Origin of the sequence: Saccharopolyspora elongata (assembly GCF_004348985.1) — a bacterium.
GTDB lineage: Bacteria > Actinomycetota > Actinomycetes > Mycobacteriales > Pseudonocardiaceae > Saccharopolyspora > Saccharopolyspora elongata.
In genome coordinates, this window is the sequence record NZ_SMKW01000037.1 from 44,037 (window position 1) to 57,937 (window position 13,901).

At 68.7% G+C, this 13,901-nt stretch carries 12 protein-coding genes and 1 tRNA gene; 12 read left to right on the top strand and 1 reads right to left on the bottom strand.

Annotated elements, in window-relative coordinates; genetic code table 11:
- Window positions 1–72 precede the first annotated feature (72 nt).
- The 5 genes from E1288_RS25695 to E1288_RS25715 all read left to right on the top strand — a co-directional run bounded on the left by E1288_RS25695 (window position 73) and on the right by E1288_RS25715 (window position 5,192).
- The gene (locus E1288_RS25695; RefSeq protein WP_132489400.1) at window positions 73–1,458 is read left to right on the top strand and encodes a glycine--tRNA ligase; all 1,386 of its coding nucleotides are present in this window, start codon (window positions 73–75) and stop codon (window positions 1,456–1,458) included.
- 125 nt (window positions 1,459–1,583) lie between these two features.
- Window positions 1,584–2,240, top strand: coding sequence for a YdcF family protein (locus tag E1288_RS25700; protein ID WP_207954553.1), 657 nt, complete (start codon window positions 1,584–1,586; stop codon window positions 2,238–2,240).
- Window positions 2,241–2,319: 79 nt separating this feature from the next.
- Complete coding sequence (locus E1288_RS25705; RefSeq protein ID WP_235883800.1) at window positions 2,320–3,624, top strand: deoxyguanosinetriphosphate triphosphohydrolase; 1,305 nt, start codon at window positions 2,320–2,322, stop codon at window positions 3,622–3,624.
- A 177-nt stretch (window positions 3,625–3,801) separates the two neighbouring features.
- Window positions 3,802–3,987 (top strand): hypothetical protein, encoded by a 186-nt coding sequence (locus tag E1288_RS25710; RefSeq protein WP_132489332.1) that lies wholly within the window; start codon window positions 3,802–3,804, stop codon window positions 3,985–3,987.
- Window positions 3,988–4,097: 110 nt separating this feature from the next.
- Window positions 4,098–5,192: a serpin family protein gene (locus tag E1288_RS25715; protein WP_132489334.1), complete on the top strand. Its 1,095-nt coding sequence runs from the start codon at window positions 4,098–4,100 to the stop codon at window positions 5,190–5,192.
- Window positions 5,193–5,520: 328 nt separating this feature from the next.
- On the opposite strand, the gene E1288_RS25720 is transcribed toward E1288_RS25715, so the two are convergent.
- Complete coding sequence (locus E1288_RS25720; RefSeq protein WP_132489336.1) at window positions 5,521–6,414, bottom strand: sigma-70 family RNA polymerase sigma factor; 894 nt, start codon at window positions 6,412–6,414, stop codon at window positions 5,521–5,523.
- A 68-nt stretch (window positions 6,415–6,482) separates the two neighbouring features.
- Between E1288_RS25720 and dnaG the strand changes: the two genes are divergently transcribed.
- The 7 genes from dnaG (at window position 6,483) to E1288_RS25755 (ending at window position 13,880) form a co-directional block, all read left to right on the top strand.
- Window positions 6,483–8,375, top strand: a complete 1,893-nt coding sequence (dnaG, locus tag E1288_RS25725; protein WP_132489338.1) for a DNA primase — start codon at window positions 6,483–6,485, stop codon at window positions 8,373–8,375.
- On the top strand, window positions 8,372–8,911 hold the full coding sequence (locus E1288_RS25730; protein ID WP_132489340.1) for a hypothetical protein: 540 nt from the start codon (window positions 8,372–8,374) through the stop codon (window positions 8,909–8,911). The genes dnaG and E1288_RS25730 overlap by 4 nt, the downstream gene beginning before the upstream one ends.
- Before the next feature lie 66 nt (window positions 8,912–8,977).
- A complete protein-coding gene (locus E1288_RS25735) occupies window positions 8,978–9,736 on the top strand; it encodes a trans-aconitate 2-methyltransferase (RefSeq protein ID WP_132489342.1) in 759 nt (252 codons plus the stop codon).
- Window positions 9,737–9,846: 110 nt separating this feature from the next.
- Window positions 9,847–9,919 (top strand) — tRNA-Asn (locus E1288_RS25740).
- Between the two features lie 300 nt (window positions 9,920–10,219).
- Complete coding sequence (locus E1288_RS25745) at window positions 10,220–10,390, top strand: hypothetical protein (RefSeq protein ID WP_207954554.1); 171 nt, start codon at window positions 10,220–10,222, stop codon at window positions 10,388–10,390.
- A gap of 557 nt (window positions 10,391–10,947) precedes the next feature.
- Entirely contained in the window at window positions 10,948–13,359 is a 2,412-nt protein-coding gene (locus E1288_RS25750; protein ID WP_165968250.1) for an ATP-binding protein, read from the top strand.
- 230 nt (window positions 13,360–13,589) lie between these two features.
- Complete coding sequence (locus tag E1288_RS25755; protein WP_132489346.1) at window positions 13,590–13,880, top strand: trypco2 family protein; 291 nt, start codon at window positions 13,590–13,592, stop codon at window positions 13,878–13,880.
- The last annotated feature ends 21 nt before the right edge of the window (window positions 13,881–13,901 follow it).

Sequence of the window (13,901 nt, forward strand, 5' to 3'; positions counted from 1 at the left end):
GGATCGGTACGCTGGGAAACTCCAGCCCGACCAGCTGGTTCGATGCAGTCCAGCGATGATTCCGGAGTGAACGTGCCCGCCGACCAGATCGACACGATCGTCAATCTCTGCAAGCGCCGTGGTTTCGTCTACCCGTCCGGCGAGATCTACGGCGGTACGCGGTCGGCCTGGGACTACGGTCCGCTCGGCGTCGAGCTCAAGGACAACATCAAGCGCCAGTGGTGGAAGTCGATGGTGCAGGGCCGCGACGACGTCGTCGGCCTGGACTCGTCGGTGATCCTGCCCCGCCCGGTCTGGGAGGCGTCCGGCCACGTCACCGCCTTCCACGACCCGCTGGTGGAGTGCACCTCCTGCCACCACCGCTTCCGCGCCGACCAGCTCGCCGAGGAGTACTCCGAGCGCACCGGCAAGGAGATTGCCGAGGACGACCTCTCCGACGTCCCGTGCCCCAACTGCGGGACGCGCGGCCAGTACACCGAGCCGCGCGAGTTCAACATGATGCTCAAGACCTTCCTCGGCCCGGTGGAGAGCGAGGAGGGGATGCACTACCTGCGGCCGGAGACCGCGCAGGGCATCTTCGTCAACTTCGCCAACGTGATGACCACCGCGCGGAAGAAGCCGCCGTTCGGCATCGGCCAGATCGGCAAGTCGTTCCGCAACGAGATCACGCCCGGCAACTTCATCTTCCGGACCCGCGAGTTCGAGCAGATGGAGATGGAGTTCTTCGTCGAGCCCGGCGAGGACGAGCAGTGGCACCAGTACTGGATCGACCAGCGCATGAACTGGTACGCCGACCTGGGCATCAGCCGGGACAACCTGCGGGAGTTCGAGCACCCGAAGGAGAAGCTCTCGCACTACGCGAAGCGCACCGTCGACATCGAGTACCGGTTCCGGTTCGGCGGTCAGGAGTGGGGCGAGCTGGAGGGCATCGCCAACCGCACCGACTTCGACCTCACCACGCACTCGAACCACTCCGGCGTCGACCTGTCGTACTTCGACCAGGCCAGCAACTCGCGGTACCGGCCGTACGTGATCGAGCCGGCCGCGGGCGTCGGCCGGCCGATGATGGCGTTCCTGATCGACGCCTACTACGAGGACGAGGCGCCGAACGCCAAGGGCGGCGTGGACAAGCGCGTGGTGCTGAAGCTGGACCGCCGACTGGCGCCGGTGAAGGTGGCCGTGCTGCCGCTGTCGCGCAACGCCGAGCTGTCGCCGAAGGCCCGCGACATCGCCGCGCAGTTGCGCCGCAACTGGAACGTCGACTTCGACGACGCCGGCGCGATCGGCCGCCGCTACCGCCGGCAGGACGAGGTCGGCACGCCGTTCTGCGTGACCATCGACTTCGACTCGCTGTCCGACCACGCCGTCACCGTCCGCGAGCGCGACACGATGTCACAGGAGCGGGTGGCGATGGACAAGCTGGAGGAGTACCTGGCGGTTCGCCTCCTCGGCTGCTGATCCGGGCTCGGGCCGGTGGTGTTCTCGGACACCACCGGCCCGTTCTTTCCGAAAGTGGTTGGGCCGGTTGGTTTTCCCGCGCCCGGCCTGTCCCGGCGGACCCGAAGATCTGCGAGGATGCCAACGTGAGCCCCCATCGAGCCGCCCACCGGCGCCGACCCGCAGGCCGGGTGTTCGGGCGCGTCCTGGTCGGCGCCTTGCTGGTGGCGCTGCTGGTGATCGGCGGCACCGCGTTCCGGGTGTGGCAGGTGGCTCGCGCCGACGACCGACGGCCGGTGGACATCGTGATCGTGCTCGGCGCCGCCCAGTACCACGGCAAGCCCTCGGACGTGCTCGCCGCGCGGCTCGAACAGGCCTTGGAGCTCCACCAGGACGGCCTGACCAAGTACATCGTCACGGTCGGCGGCCGGCTGCCCGGCGACGCCTTCACCGAGGCGCAGGCCGGCAAGAAGTGGCTGACCGAGAACGGGGTGCCCGCCGAGAAGATCGTCGACGTCGACGTCGGCAGCGACACGCTGGGCAGCCTGCAGGCGGTCGCCGACATCTCCCAGCAGCGGGGTTGGACGAGCGCCCTCATCGTGAGCGACCCCTGGCACTCGCTGCGGGCGCGGACGATGGCCAGCGACTTCGGGCTCGACGCGTGGGCGTCACCGGCCCGGTCCGGGCCCGTGGTGCAGACCCGCGAGGTCCAGTTCAAGTACATCGTCCGGGAAACCGGCGCGTTGCTGTACTACCGGCTCACGCACGCACCGGCGGAGATCGCCGGCGACGGCCTGGGCTGATTGACCCGGGTGGGTCGACGCCGCGGCACCGCCGCCGGAATGCGGTGGTCCGTCGGGTTCGCACCGTAATCTGAGCGGGATGAGCTCCGGAGACCCCACGGGCGCCATGCCCGGCTACGACGCGCACGACCTGCGGCGGCTGCTGCCCGAGCCGCCGAAGTCGGCCGTGCCCGCCGAAGGCCGGTCGGACGACCGAAACCCGTTCGCGCGGGACCGGGCGCGGGTCCTGCACTCGGCGGCGCTGCGCCGGCTGGCGGGGAAGACGCAGGTCGTTGGCCCGGAAGAGGGCGATGTGCCGCGCACCCGGCTGACCCACTCGCTGGAGGTGGCGCAGATCGGGCGGGGCATCGCCGCCGCGCTGGGCGCCGATCCGGACCTGGTGGACACCGCCGGGCTCGCGCACGACATCGGGCATCCGCCGTTCGGGCACAACGGCGAGCGGGCGCTGAACGACCTGGCCGACGGTTGTGGCGGCTTCGAGGGCAACGCGCAAACCCTCCGCATCCTCACCCGGCTGGAGCCGAAGCTGGCCGGCTCGGACGACGTCGGCGGCGGCCTGAACCTGACCCGCGCGTGCCTGGACGCGGCGACGAAGTACCCGTGGCCGAAGCGCCCGGGCGAGGCCAAGTTCGGCGCCTACCCGGACGACCTGGCGGTGTTCGAGTGGCTGCGCGACGGCGCGCCGGAGGGTCGCCGGTGCCTGGAGGCCCAGGTGATGGACTGGTCCGACGACGTGGCCTACTCGGTGCACGACGTCGAGGACGGGGTGCTGTCGGGGCGGATCTCGCTGCGCTCGCTGACCAGCGGCGAGGAGCGTGCGGAGATCGTCCGGATGGCCGCGAAGCACTTCTGGGGCGACGGCTCGGGCGACACCGCGGGGCTGCTCGACCACGCCGCGGCGGAGCTGGTGCGGTGGCCGGTGGTGAACGCGGTGCTGGACTACGACGGCACGTTCCGCGCGCAGATTGCGCTGAAGCGGCTCACCAGCGAGCTGGTCGGGCGGTTCGTGGCCGCGGCGGTGACCGGGACGGTGGAGCGCTTCGGGCCAGGGCCGTTGACCCGCTACCGCGCGGAGCTGGTCGTGCCGGAGCCGGTGGTGGCGGAGGTCGCGGTGCTCAAGGCCGTCGCGCTGCGGTACGTGATGAGCGACCCGCAGCGGTTGCGCATGCAGGAGCGGCAGCGGGCGCTGCTGACCGAGCTGGTGTGGGCGCTGGCCGAGCGAGCCCCGGAATCGCTGGATCCGGCGATGGCCCCGGCCTGGCACCGGGCGGGCGACGACCGGGCCCGGCTGCGGGTGGTGCTGGACCAGGTCTCGTCGCTGACGGACGCGCAGGCGATCTCCTGGCATCGAAAGCATGTACGGAACGTGTCCGAATCGATGTGACGTTAATCCGAAAGGGGAGAGTTGATCTGGGGTTCGCCCCCAGAATTCTTACTCAGTGTGTTGCTCGGCGAGCCCCGAACGCCGACGGCACCGCCCCCGATCCCCGTCCGGCTGCTTCGAAACCGTTCGGTGCAGCCCGCGGCCCGGCCCCGAAACCCGGGTCGCAAGGAGACCCCGATGCGCAACCGGCACTACATCCAGAAGCTCGTCGTCGGCGGCGAGCCGTACGTGAACACCGACAACCTGGCCGATTGGGTCCGGGACCTGCGGTGGCAGGACCCGGCGGCCCAGCGCGCGGCCCACTACATCGCCCAGGAACTCCGCCTGATGGGCCTGTCCGACATCGAGGAATCCGTCCGTTAGGGCGAAGCGGGCGAGAAACCGCCAATCGCTCGCGCCCACCGTCGGCCGTTCGGCTGGCAGACTCGGGATCAGCCCCGAGTCAGCCGACGCGGAAACGGAGCCCAGCGGCCGTGAGCGAACACCTCGACTTCAGCCTGTCCCTGCACCGGCGGCTCGCTCCGCCGGCGAACACCCCGTTCTGCTGGTCGCCGTACTCGGTGGCCAGCGCGCTCGGCCTGGCCGCGACCGCGACCGGCGGCCGGACCAGGGACGAACTGGTCACCGCGCTGCGCGACGACCCGGCGGGGCTGCTGAAGCTGCTCGGCGGCGCCGCCGAGCTCTCCGGTGGCCCGTCCGCCGAGCCGCCCGTGCTGGCGGTGGCCAACACCCTCTGGGCGCACGCGGATCTCCCGATCCACCAGTCCTACCTGACCGCGCTGGAGGACTGGCCGGGTAGCGCGGTGCGCCACGCGCCCTTCCGGACCGCCCCGGAGGATGCCCGGAAGCTGATCAACGCCGACGTCGCGGAGACGACGCGAGATCTGATCCGCGAGCTGCTGAGCCCGGGTTCGGTGGTCGCGGACACGGTCGCTGCCCTGGTCAACGCCCTCTACCTGAAGGTTTCGTGGCGGGAGGCGTTCGACGAGAAGGCCACCGACCGTCGGCCGTTCCACGCCCCGGCGGGCGACCGCGACGTGCCGACCATGCGCGCCACCCGACACCTCGGCTACGCCGCCGCCGAAGGCTGGCAGGTCGTCAGCCTGCCGGCGGCCGGCGGCGTCGAGGCCGTGGTGCTGCTGCCGGACGCCGACCTGGCGACTGCGGAGCCGGAACTCGACGCCGCGCAGTTGCGCAGGCTTCTGGCGGCCGTCGAACAGCAGCGGCTGGAGCTGTTCCTGCCGAAGTTCGACGTCACCGGCGACGCCGAGCTGACCAGGTCGCTCGGGGCGCTCGGCGTGGAGGAGCTGTTCACCCCCGCGGCGGACTTCTCGCCGCTGACCGATCAGCCGCTGCGGGTTTCGACGGTCGTGCACCAGGCGGTGCTCGAAGTCGACGAGAGCGGCCTCGAAGGCGCCGCCGCGACGGCGGTGATGATGCGGCTGACCGCGATCGTCCGGGAACCGGACCCGATCCGGGTCGAGGTCGACCGGCCGTTCCTGTTCCTGGTGCGCCACCAGGCCACGGGCGCCCTCTACTTCCTGGCCCGCGTCACCGACCCGAGCTGAGCACCGCCCGCCCCGGGTTCACTGTTTCCGCTGGTCACCCAGGCCGTGCGTGTTTTGTGTCGCTATGGAGGCTGTTTTGGATGTCGTGGTGTGAGGTGTGGTGGCGCGGGGTTTTGTCTTTGAAGCGGCGTAGCCGCTTAGCCCGCCCTCGCAGCTGGCACCGCTGCGGGTTCTCAGGGGTCTTCTCGCGAGGACAGCCCCGACGTGGTGAATTGGCATTCATGATGTCGGGGATCCCACAGTGAGAAGGCGCCTGAGGTTCCGCTACCCGCACCGCCACGCAGAGCAAGTTCGGAAACAGGCTCTATAACAACACAAAACGCGCTGGTCACCAGGGGACGTGAGTGAGCTTGTCCGGGTTGACGATGTCGAAGATCGCCGCCGGGCGGCCGTCCCGCACCGCCATGGTGAACACCCGCGGGGCGGCCGTCTCGGCATCGTTGCCCATGAACATCACGCCGAGGTCGCCGTTGACCATCACCGGCCGGATGTTCTCGACCAGGCCGTCGCCGTACTTCTCCATGAGCCCCACGATGAACCGGGCGACCTTGTCGATGCCCACCACCGGACGCCGCGCGGTGCGGGCCTTGCCGCCGCTGTCGCCGTAGACCGCCACCGCCGGGTGCAGCACCCGGGTGATCGCTTCGAGGTCCTTCGACGCCACCGCGGTGAGGAATTCCTCCAGCACCTGATGCTGCTCGGGCAACGGAACCCGCTCCGGCGGGTCGGCGTCGGCCATCGCCCGCCGCGCCCGCGACGCGTGCTGCCGCGCGGACGCCACGCTGCACCCGATCACCTCGGCGATCTCGGCGAACGGCACGTCGAAGCCGTCGTGCAGCACGAACGCCAGCCGCTGGTCCGGCGGCAGCTCGTGCAGCACCCGCATCGCCGCCATCCGCAGGTCGTCCTGGGTCGCCACGATGTCGCCCGGGTCCGCGTCGAGCGAGGTCACCAGCGGTTCCGGCAGCCACGGCCCGACGTACTGCTCGCGCCGGACGGCGGCCGAGCGCATCCGGTCCAGGCACAGCCTGCTGACCACGGTGGTCAGCCAGCCGGTCAGGTCGCGGATCGTCTCGCGGTCGGTCGACGCCAGCCGCAGCCACGCGTCCTGGACCGCGTCCTCGGCGTCGGCGATCCGGCCCGTGAGCCGGTAGCCGATGCCGATCAGCCGGCTCCGGTGCTGGTCGAATTCCGTGGCCAGGTCGGTGTTCGTTGCGGGCACAGCCGAGATTCTGCCGCACCGGCAAGCCACCTCGAACGTGACGATCACAATGCCCCTAGACTGGGTGCGTGGCAGGCAGGATCCGGGAAAGCGACATCGCCGAAGTGCGCGATCGCAACCGGATCGACGATGTGGTCGGGGAATACGTCGCCCTGCGCAACGCCGGCGGCGGCGCGCAGAAGGGCCTGTGCCCGTTCCACGACGAGAAGACTCCGTCTTTCAACGTCCGGCCCAGCCATGGCACGTTCCACTGCTTCGGCTGTGGCGAGGGCGGCGACGTCATCGCCTTCCTGATGAAGATCGAGCACCTCGGCTTCGTCGAGTCCGTCGAGCGGCTGGCCGACCGGGTGGGCCTGCAGCTGCAGTACGAGGGCGGCACGCCGGGCCCGAAGCGGGATCGCGGCACGCGCGCCCGGATGGTCGAGGCGCACCGCATCGCCGCCGAGTTCTACGCGGAACAGCTCCGCTCCCCGGAGGCGCTGAAGGCGCGGGAGTACCTGACGCAGCGCGGCTTCGACGAGGCGGCGGCCGCGCGCTTCGGTTGCGGCTTCGCGCCCGCCGGCTGGGACAAGCTCACCAAGATCCTGCTGATGAAGGGCTTCGAGCTCGACGAGCTGATCAAGGGCGGCCTGTCCAAGGAGGGGCGTCGCGGCCCGATCGACCGGTTCCACCGGCGCCTGCTGTGGCCGCTGAAGGACCTCAGCGGCGACGTGGTCGGCTTCGGCGCGCGGCGGATCTTCGACGACGATCCGATCGAGGCCAAGTACGTCAACACCTCGGCCACCCCGATCTTCAACAAGTCGCAGGTGCTCTTCGGCATCGACCTGGCCAAGCGGGAGATCGCCAAGCGCCGCCAGGCGGTGGTTGTCGAGGGCTACACCGACGTGATGGCGATGCACCTGGCAGGCGTGCCGACGGCGGTGGCGTCCTGCGGCACGGCGTTCGGCGACGACCACATCTCGGTGCTGCGCCGGCTGATGATGGACGATGACGCGTTCCGCGGCGAGGTCATCTTCACCTTCGACGGCGACGAGGCCGGGCAGAAGGCCGCGTTGAAGGCCTTCGACGGCGAGCAGCAGTTCGCCAGCCAGACCTACGTGGCGATCACCCCGGACGGCATGGACCCGTGCGAGCTGCGGGAGGCCAAGGGCGACGCGGCGGTGCGCGACCTGGTCGCCCGCCGGCGGCCGCTGTTCGAGTTCGCCATCCGCAGCCTGCTCACCGAATACGACCTGGACTCCGTCGACGGCCGGGTCGCGGCGCTGAAGCGCACGGTCCCGCTGGTCGCGCAGATCAAGGACCCGGCTCGCCGCGACGGTTATGCCGCGAAGCTGGCCTGGTGGGCCGGCTGGAACGACGAGAACCAGGTGGTGCGCCGGGTGCGGCAGAGCTCCGGCGCCCCGGTGCGCCAGACGCGGCGCCGTCCGCGGCAGGAAGAGGCGCAGCAGTCGCTGGGCATGGACGTCGACCTCCCGAAGCGCCCGCCCCGGCACGACCCGCGGTTCCTGCAGCGGGAGGCGCTGAAGGCGGCGCTCCAGGTGCCCGCGCTGGCAGGCCCGCTGTACGACGCTCTGCCGGAGGAAGCGTTCACCGAGCCCGCATATGCCGAGCTGCACCGGGCGTTGCTGGCCGCGGGCGGCACGGTGTCCGGGCTCTCCGGCGCGGCGTACGTGGACGCGGTGTCGCAGCAGTGCGAGAACGAGGTCGCGCGCAGCCTGCTCACGCTGCTCTCGGTGGAGAAGCTGGAGAACCAGTCGGAGGAGGACCCGCGCTACGTCGCGGCCTTGATAGCCCGGTTGCAGGAACGGCTGGTCAGCAGGCAGATCGCGGACATCAAGTCGAAGGTGCAGCGGATGTCGCCGCTGGAGGACGCCGAGGAGTACAACGCGCTGTTCGGCGACATGGTCGCGCTGGAGGGCTACCGCAAGGCGCTGCTGGACCAGGCCATGGGGACGCTGTGATCGCCTGGCTGCGGCAGCTGGTCGCGCGGCTGAGCGGCACGGCCGACGTGCCGGCGGACTTCCCCGGCACGCTCGACGCCGAAGAGCAGGTCCTCGCGGTGGCGAAGACGGCCGATGGCGCGCTGGTCGCCACGCACCTGGGGCTGTGGCTGCCGGAGGGTCGCCGCCTCGGTTGGCACCTGCTCAGCAAGGCGACCTGGAACAACGGCGTGCTCACCGTGATCGAGGCGGAGGAAGCCGGGGCAGCGGGCGACGCGGTGCTGCTGCGCGACCTGGCGGGTCGCCGGCTCGAACTGACCGGATCGAGCCGGTTGCCCGACGTCGTGCACGAACGCGTCAACCAGTCCATCCGCTCCCGCCACCACCGGGAGCTGCCCGGCGGGGGAGCGTGGTTCGTGCAGCGCAAGGTGCCCGGCCGGGACGGCATCCTGTTGCAGGTCCGGCCCGATCGGGGCGCGGACGAGGCGGCAGTGGCCGAGTTCGCCGCGACCGTCGCGGAGCGCTTGCAGCAGGCGAAAGGCCCTGAGCGGGACTGACTTTCACTCGACACCGGCCGCACCCCGGATATACAGTACGGACGTACTGTTTACGGAGGTGTGGACGTGTGGGACCCGCAGAAGTACCTGTCGTTCAGTGACCACCGCGACCGCCCGGCCCACGACCTGATGGCCAGGGTCGGCGCTACCCGAGCCCGCCGGGTGGTGGACCTCGGCTGCGGAGCGGGAAACCTGACCTCGCTGCTGACCGACCGGTGGCCCGAAGCGGCGGTCGAGGCGACGGACGCATCGCCGGAGATGGTCGCGGCGGCTAAAGCTCGCGGAGTGGCTGCGAGGCAGGAGGACGTGCGGGACTGGAAACCGTTGCCGGACACGGATGTCGTGCTCTGCAACGCCGTCCTGCAATGGGTACCGGAGCACGTGGAGCTGCTGCAGCGCTGGCTGCCCCAGCTGCCGGCCGGAGCATGGTTCGCCTTCCAGGTGCCGGGCAACTTCGAATCGCCGTCGCACGTGACGATCCGGGAGCTGGCCGCCGAGCCGCGCTGGCGCGACCAGGTGAGCGGCGTGCTGCGCCCGGACGCGGTGCTGCCGCCGACCGGCTACGCGGACGTGCTCACCGACCTCGGCGCGGAGGTCGACGCCTGGGAGACGACCTACGTCCATGCGCTGACCGGAGCGGACCCGGTGCTTGAGTGGGTCACGGGCACGGCCTTGCGGCCGGTCCGGACGGCGCTCGACGACGCGGCGTGGGCGGAATTCCGGGCGGAGCTGGCGCCACGCCTGGCGGAGGCGTACCCGAGGCGGGCCGACGGCACGACCTGGTTCCCGTTCCGCCGCATCTTCGTCGTTGCGCACCGCCGCTGACCTGCTGTTTTGCGAGAAGGATCAATAAGAGGGGGGTCCGGTGAAGGGCCCCGGAGGCATGGGCTAGAGTAGTCATGTCAGCGCGACAAGGGCTGACAACAACGAAACATTCCTCCGTAGCTCAATTGGCAGAGCATTCGGCTGTTAACCGAAGGGTTACTGGTTCGAGTCCAGTCGGAGGAGCAAAACCCCAGGTCATTGGCCTGGGGTTCTTCGTTTTGTGCCCGATTTGTCCCCCCGAGGGTGCAGAAAAGGTGCAGAATCACGGAGCCGCGCCGCTGTGGCCGCAAGCGGGGCAGTGGCGGTTTGTTGGGCGATGTGCATATCTGCGCAGGTCATCGTTGCATTCGGCCGCCGCTGTGGTGCGGTCAAGCACGGGGCGTCTGTCAGCGTTCGTTGGGATGTCTTGCGCAGGTATTGCCTGCCGAGCCGGCTGCGTCAGCACGTGCGTTGCGCGAGTACTGGGACCTGGGTACTGGCCCGGTGAGCCATCTCGTGCGGCGTGTAGAAGCCCGCGGGATCGTCGTGCTCACCCCGCAACCCGATCCCGATCTGGAAATGGTCGACGCCTTTTCCGCCAGCCGCCCGCCACGACCGATAGTGATGCTGACTCCCAATCGCGCCGACGATGTCTACCGCTGCGTGATCAAGTAGCTTTTCGTTCGTCATCAGTAGGACTCGGCTGCGCAGCAAGGGAAAGTTGGCACGGCCGAGCATCTGTCTCGTGATCATTTCGATCTTTGTGCTGACGCTTTCCGCGGGCCGTTGCTGTGGAGGAGGGTGAGTCTGGCGTTGACGTGGTTGGCGGCGTAGTGAGCCGCAGTTCGTCCCGCGCGCTCGTTGTGTGGGCGGGCCCCAGCAGTGGCTGTGCGCGACCACGGTCTTCTCTGGCGCCGCGGTGAGGATGTCGGGTCAGGTCTAGGCGCCCTGACAGGACATCGGTAGGGCCTCTGCGAAACGGGTCCCGGAACCGCCTCGGGTCCCGAGCGCGGATGCGCGGATGGCTTCGCCGCTGTGGTTTCTTTCCCGCTATCTTGTCCGTTGCGCTCGCCGGTCACTGGGTGTGTGCGTTCTGTGGCCGGTCGGTACGCCGATGTCGTGGGGGCTGCGGGTTACGGGCGAACTGGGGAGGTGCGATGGGCGGTAGGCCTCGAAGCGGACGACGGCCAGGGCCGGTTCCGACACCGGGTACTTTGTTGGGGCGGTTCGCGTTGGAGCTGCGGCGGTTGCGGGAGGAGTCGGGCAGCCCGAGTTTTGAGACGTTGTCCTACGAAACAGCCAGGCTTGGGCGCGCTTTCTCGGACACGTCGTTGCGCAACGCGTGTTCGGGCAAGCAGATCCCGACGTGGGATGTCACCGAGATGTTCATCCGCTCCTGCGTGGCGTATGCGCATGGCAACCCGGAACATGCCGCAGAGGTCGCGCGGGGGTGGGTGGCCAAGCAGCTGGTTGCGGAATGGACCAAACGGTGGCGGGCTCTGCATCAGTCTGACCAGCCGGAGCGGCCTCCGGTCGCTGCGGCACCGGCAAGTGAGCTCGAAGGGAATCTGCCTGCTGAGGTGACCAGTTTCGTCGGGCGGCACCGCGAGCTGGCTGAGGCGAGGCGGATGTTGAGGCGGTCGCGTCTGGTGACCTTGACTGGAATGGGCGGGGTCGGCAAGACACGTTTGGCGCTGCGCGTGGCTACGGGGCTAGTCCAGGAGCATGCTCGTGATGGCGTGTGGTTGGTCGAGTTGGCGAGCCTGACTTACCCCGAAATGGTTGCCCGCACGGTCGCTGCGACATTGGGGATCCGTGAAGCGGCTCGACTGCCGCTGGAGGCGATCCGAGATTTCCTTTTGGATAAACAGCTCTTGCTGGTGTTGGATAACTGTGAGCACCTGCTGGAGGCTTGCGCGGGGCTTGTGCGGGAGCTGCTCCAAGCCGCACCAGGCTTGCGCGTTCTGGCCACGAGCAGACAACCGCTGGGCGTGACCGGGGAACACATCGCGCAGGTTTCCCCGTTGTCGTTGCCGGGCAATGCTGATTTGAGCAACGCTGGCGAGATCGCCCGATATGACGCCATTGCGCTGTTCGTCGACCGAGCGTCCAATGTGGTCCCGAATTTCGCGGTGACCGAGGAGAATCGCGCCATTGTCGCGCGACTGTGTCGGCGTCTCGACGGGATCCCGCTGGCTATCGAGTTGGCTGCCCGGAGACTTCGCGTTCTTTCACTGGAAGACCTGTGGGAGCGGCTGGCCGAGGACTTCCGATTGCTGCGCAACGGTGATCGGGCCGGACCACGCCGTCACCAGGCGTTGCAAGCGGTGTTCAACTGGAGCTATGAGCTGTGTTCGCCGGCGGAGCAGAAGGTGTGGGCACGGTTGGCCGTGTTCGAGGGCGGCGTCGCGCTGGATGCGGCCGAGATCGTCGCGGCCGATGACGAATTCGGTGGTGACGAGGTTTTCGACGCGGTTGCGGGTTTGGTGGACAAGTCAATCCTCACCCGGATCGACACCGGCGGCCAGGCGCGCTTTCGCCTCCTGGACACCCTGCGCCAGTACGGCCGAGATCGCCTGGCCGCGGCCGGGGAAGAAGCAGACGTTCGGCGGCGGCATCGGGACTGGTGCGCGGAGCTGGTGTACCGAGCGGAGTCCGAATGGAGTGGCTTTCGGCAATCGCGCTGGTACACCCGCCTGCGGAATGAGCATGCCAACGTGCGCCTGGCACTCGAATCCTTCCTCGCGGACGGGGAAGGCGACCGGGCGCTGGCCATGGCCGGAGCCCTTGCGTTCTACTGGGTGTCTTCGGGAACGCTGTCCGAAGGCCGAGAATGGCTCGAGCGGGCCCTCGCCCAGCCTGGACAGCACAGCATTGCTAGAGCGCGAGCGTTGTGGGCAGCGGGCTATCTGTCGGCAGTCTTGGGTGAGCTTTCGACTGCTTCCGGCCTCATTGACCAAGCCGACGAGGTTGCCCAAGGCGTTGGAGACGCCCGTACGCTTGCCGATGTCGCTAACGTGCGCGGTCTGTTGGCCATTTACCGAGGCGAATTCGACGTTGCCGATGAACTCATCCAGCGTTCACTCGACGACTACCGCGAAATCGGCAACCCGTACCGGGTACAGCTCGCGATGGGGATGTTGGGCGTGGTCGACTCCGCGGCCGGGAACGGTGCAGAAGCGATCGACCACTACCTGGAGGCCGGAGAGCTCGGTGCCGAGACCGGTGAGTGGTGGCTGCACAACAATGTCCGGTGGGTACTGTCGGTGCAGTACCTCCAGGAGGGAAAGCTCACCGAAGCCGCCGAGCTGATGAAGGAGGTGCTGCGTAACAAGAAGCACCTCAACGACCGACACGGAATCGCATCAGTGATCGACACCTTCGCGTGGGTGGTGGCCGCCGCCGAGGCGCCGCACACAGCCACGCTCCTCCTCGGCGCAGCGCACCGCATCTGGCCGACGCTGCACGAGCGGTTCTTCGGCTTCCCCAACCTCATCGCGCTTCACCACCAATGCGTTCAGCAGTTGCGCGAAACGCTGGGGGAGGGGGAGTTCACCGCGATCTTTGAAGAAGGAGCTCAGCTATCGACGTCCCAAGCGGTGAGCTACGCGCTCAACGTGCGGGAGCCCGGGCAAGGTCCATGAGCCTCGAGCACGCGTGCCCGTGCGGTCCTCCGCAGAGCGCCGGCTCGCGGTGATTATTTTTTCCGAAAGCAGGTGGCCGCCCACGTCACTGTCGTGCCACCGTGGCCGGGCCTGTGGTTGGCAGCGAGCAGTGGCCGCGGTGTTCTGTGTCGATCAAGGTGCGCTAGACGCGTTTGCCGGCCGCATGAACGAGCAGATTCCCCCGACCGACCTCCTGTGAGGAGCAGCACTTGGACGTCGAACTGGCTGAAGCGATCAGGGCTCTGCGCGCCCAACTGACCCAGTCGTTGGAGGAAGGCGACGGTGAAAAGATCCGGTTCTCCGTCGACAAGGTAGAGCTCGACCTGGAATTGACCGTCTCGAAGGAAAGTCAAGGGGGCCTGAGCTGGAAGCTCTTCACCGTCGGGGCATCAGCGAAGGGCGAGCTTTCCAAGGCGTCGGTCCAGCGGCTCCATCTGGAGCTCTCAGCTCGAACGGACGAGGACGAGCCGGTCAGGCTCTCGCCTCGCCGTCCGATCTGAGACCAGACACCCACCGCAGTT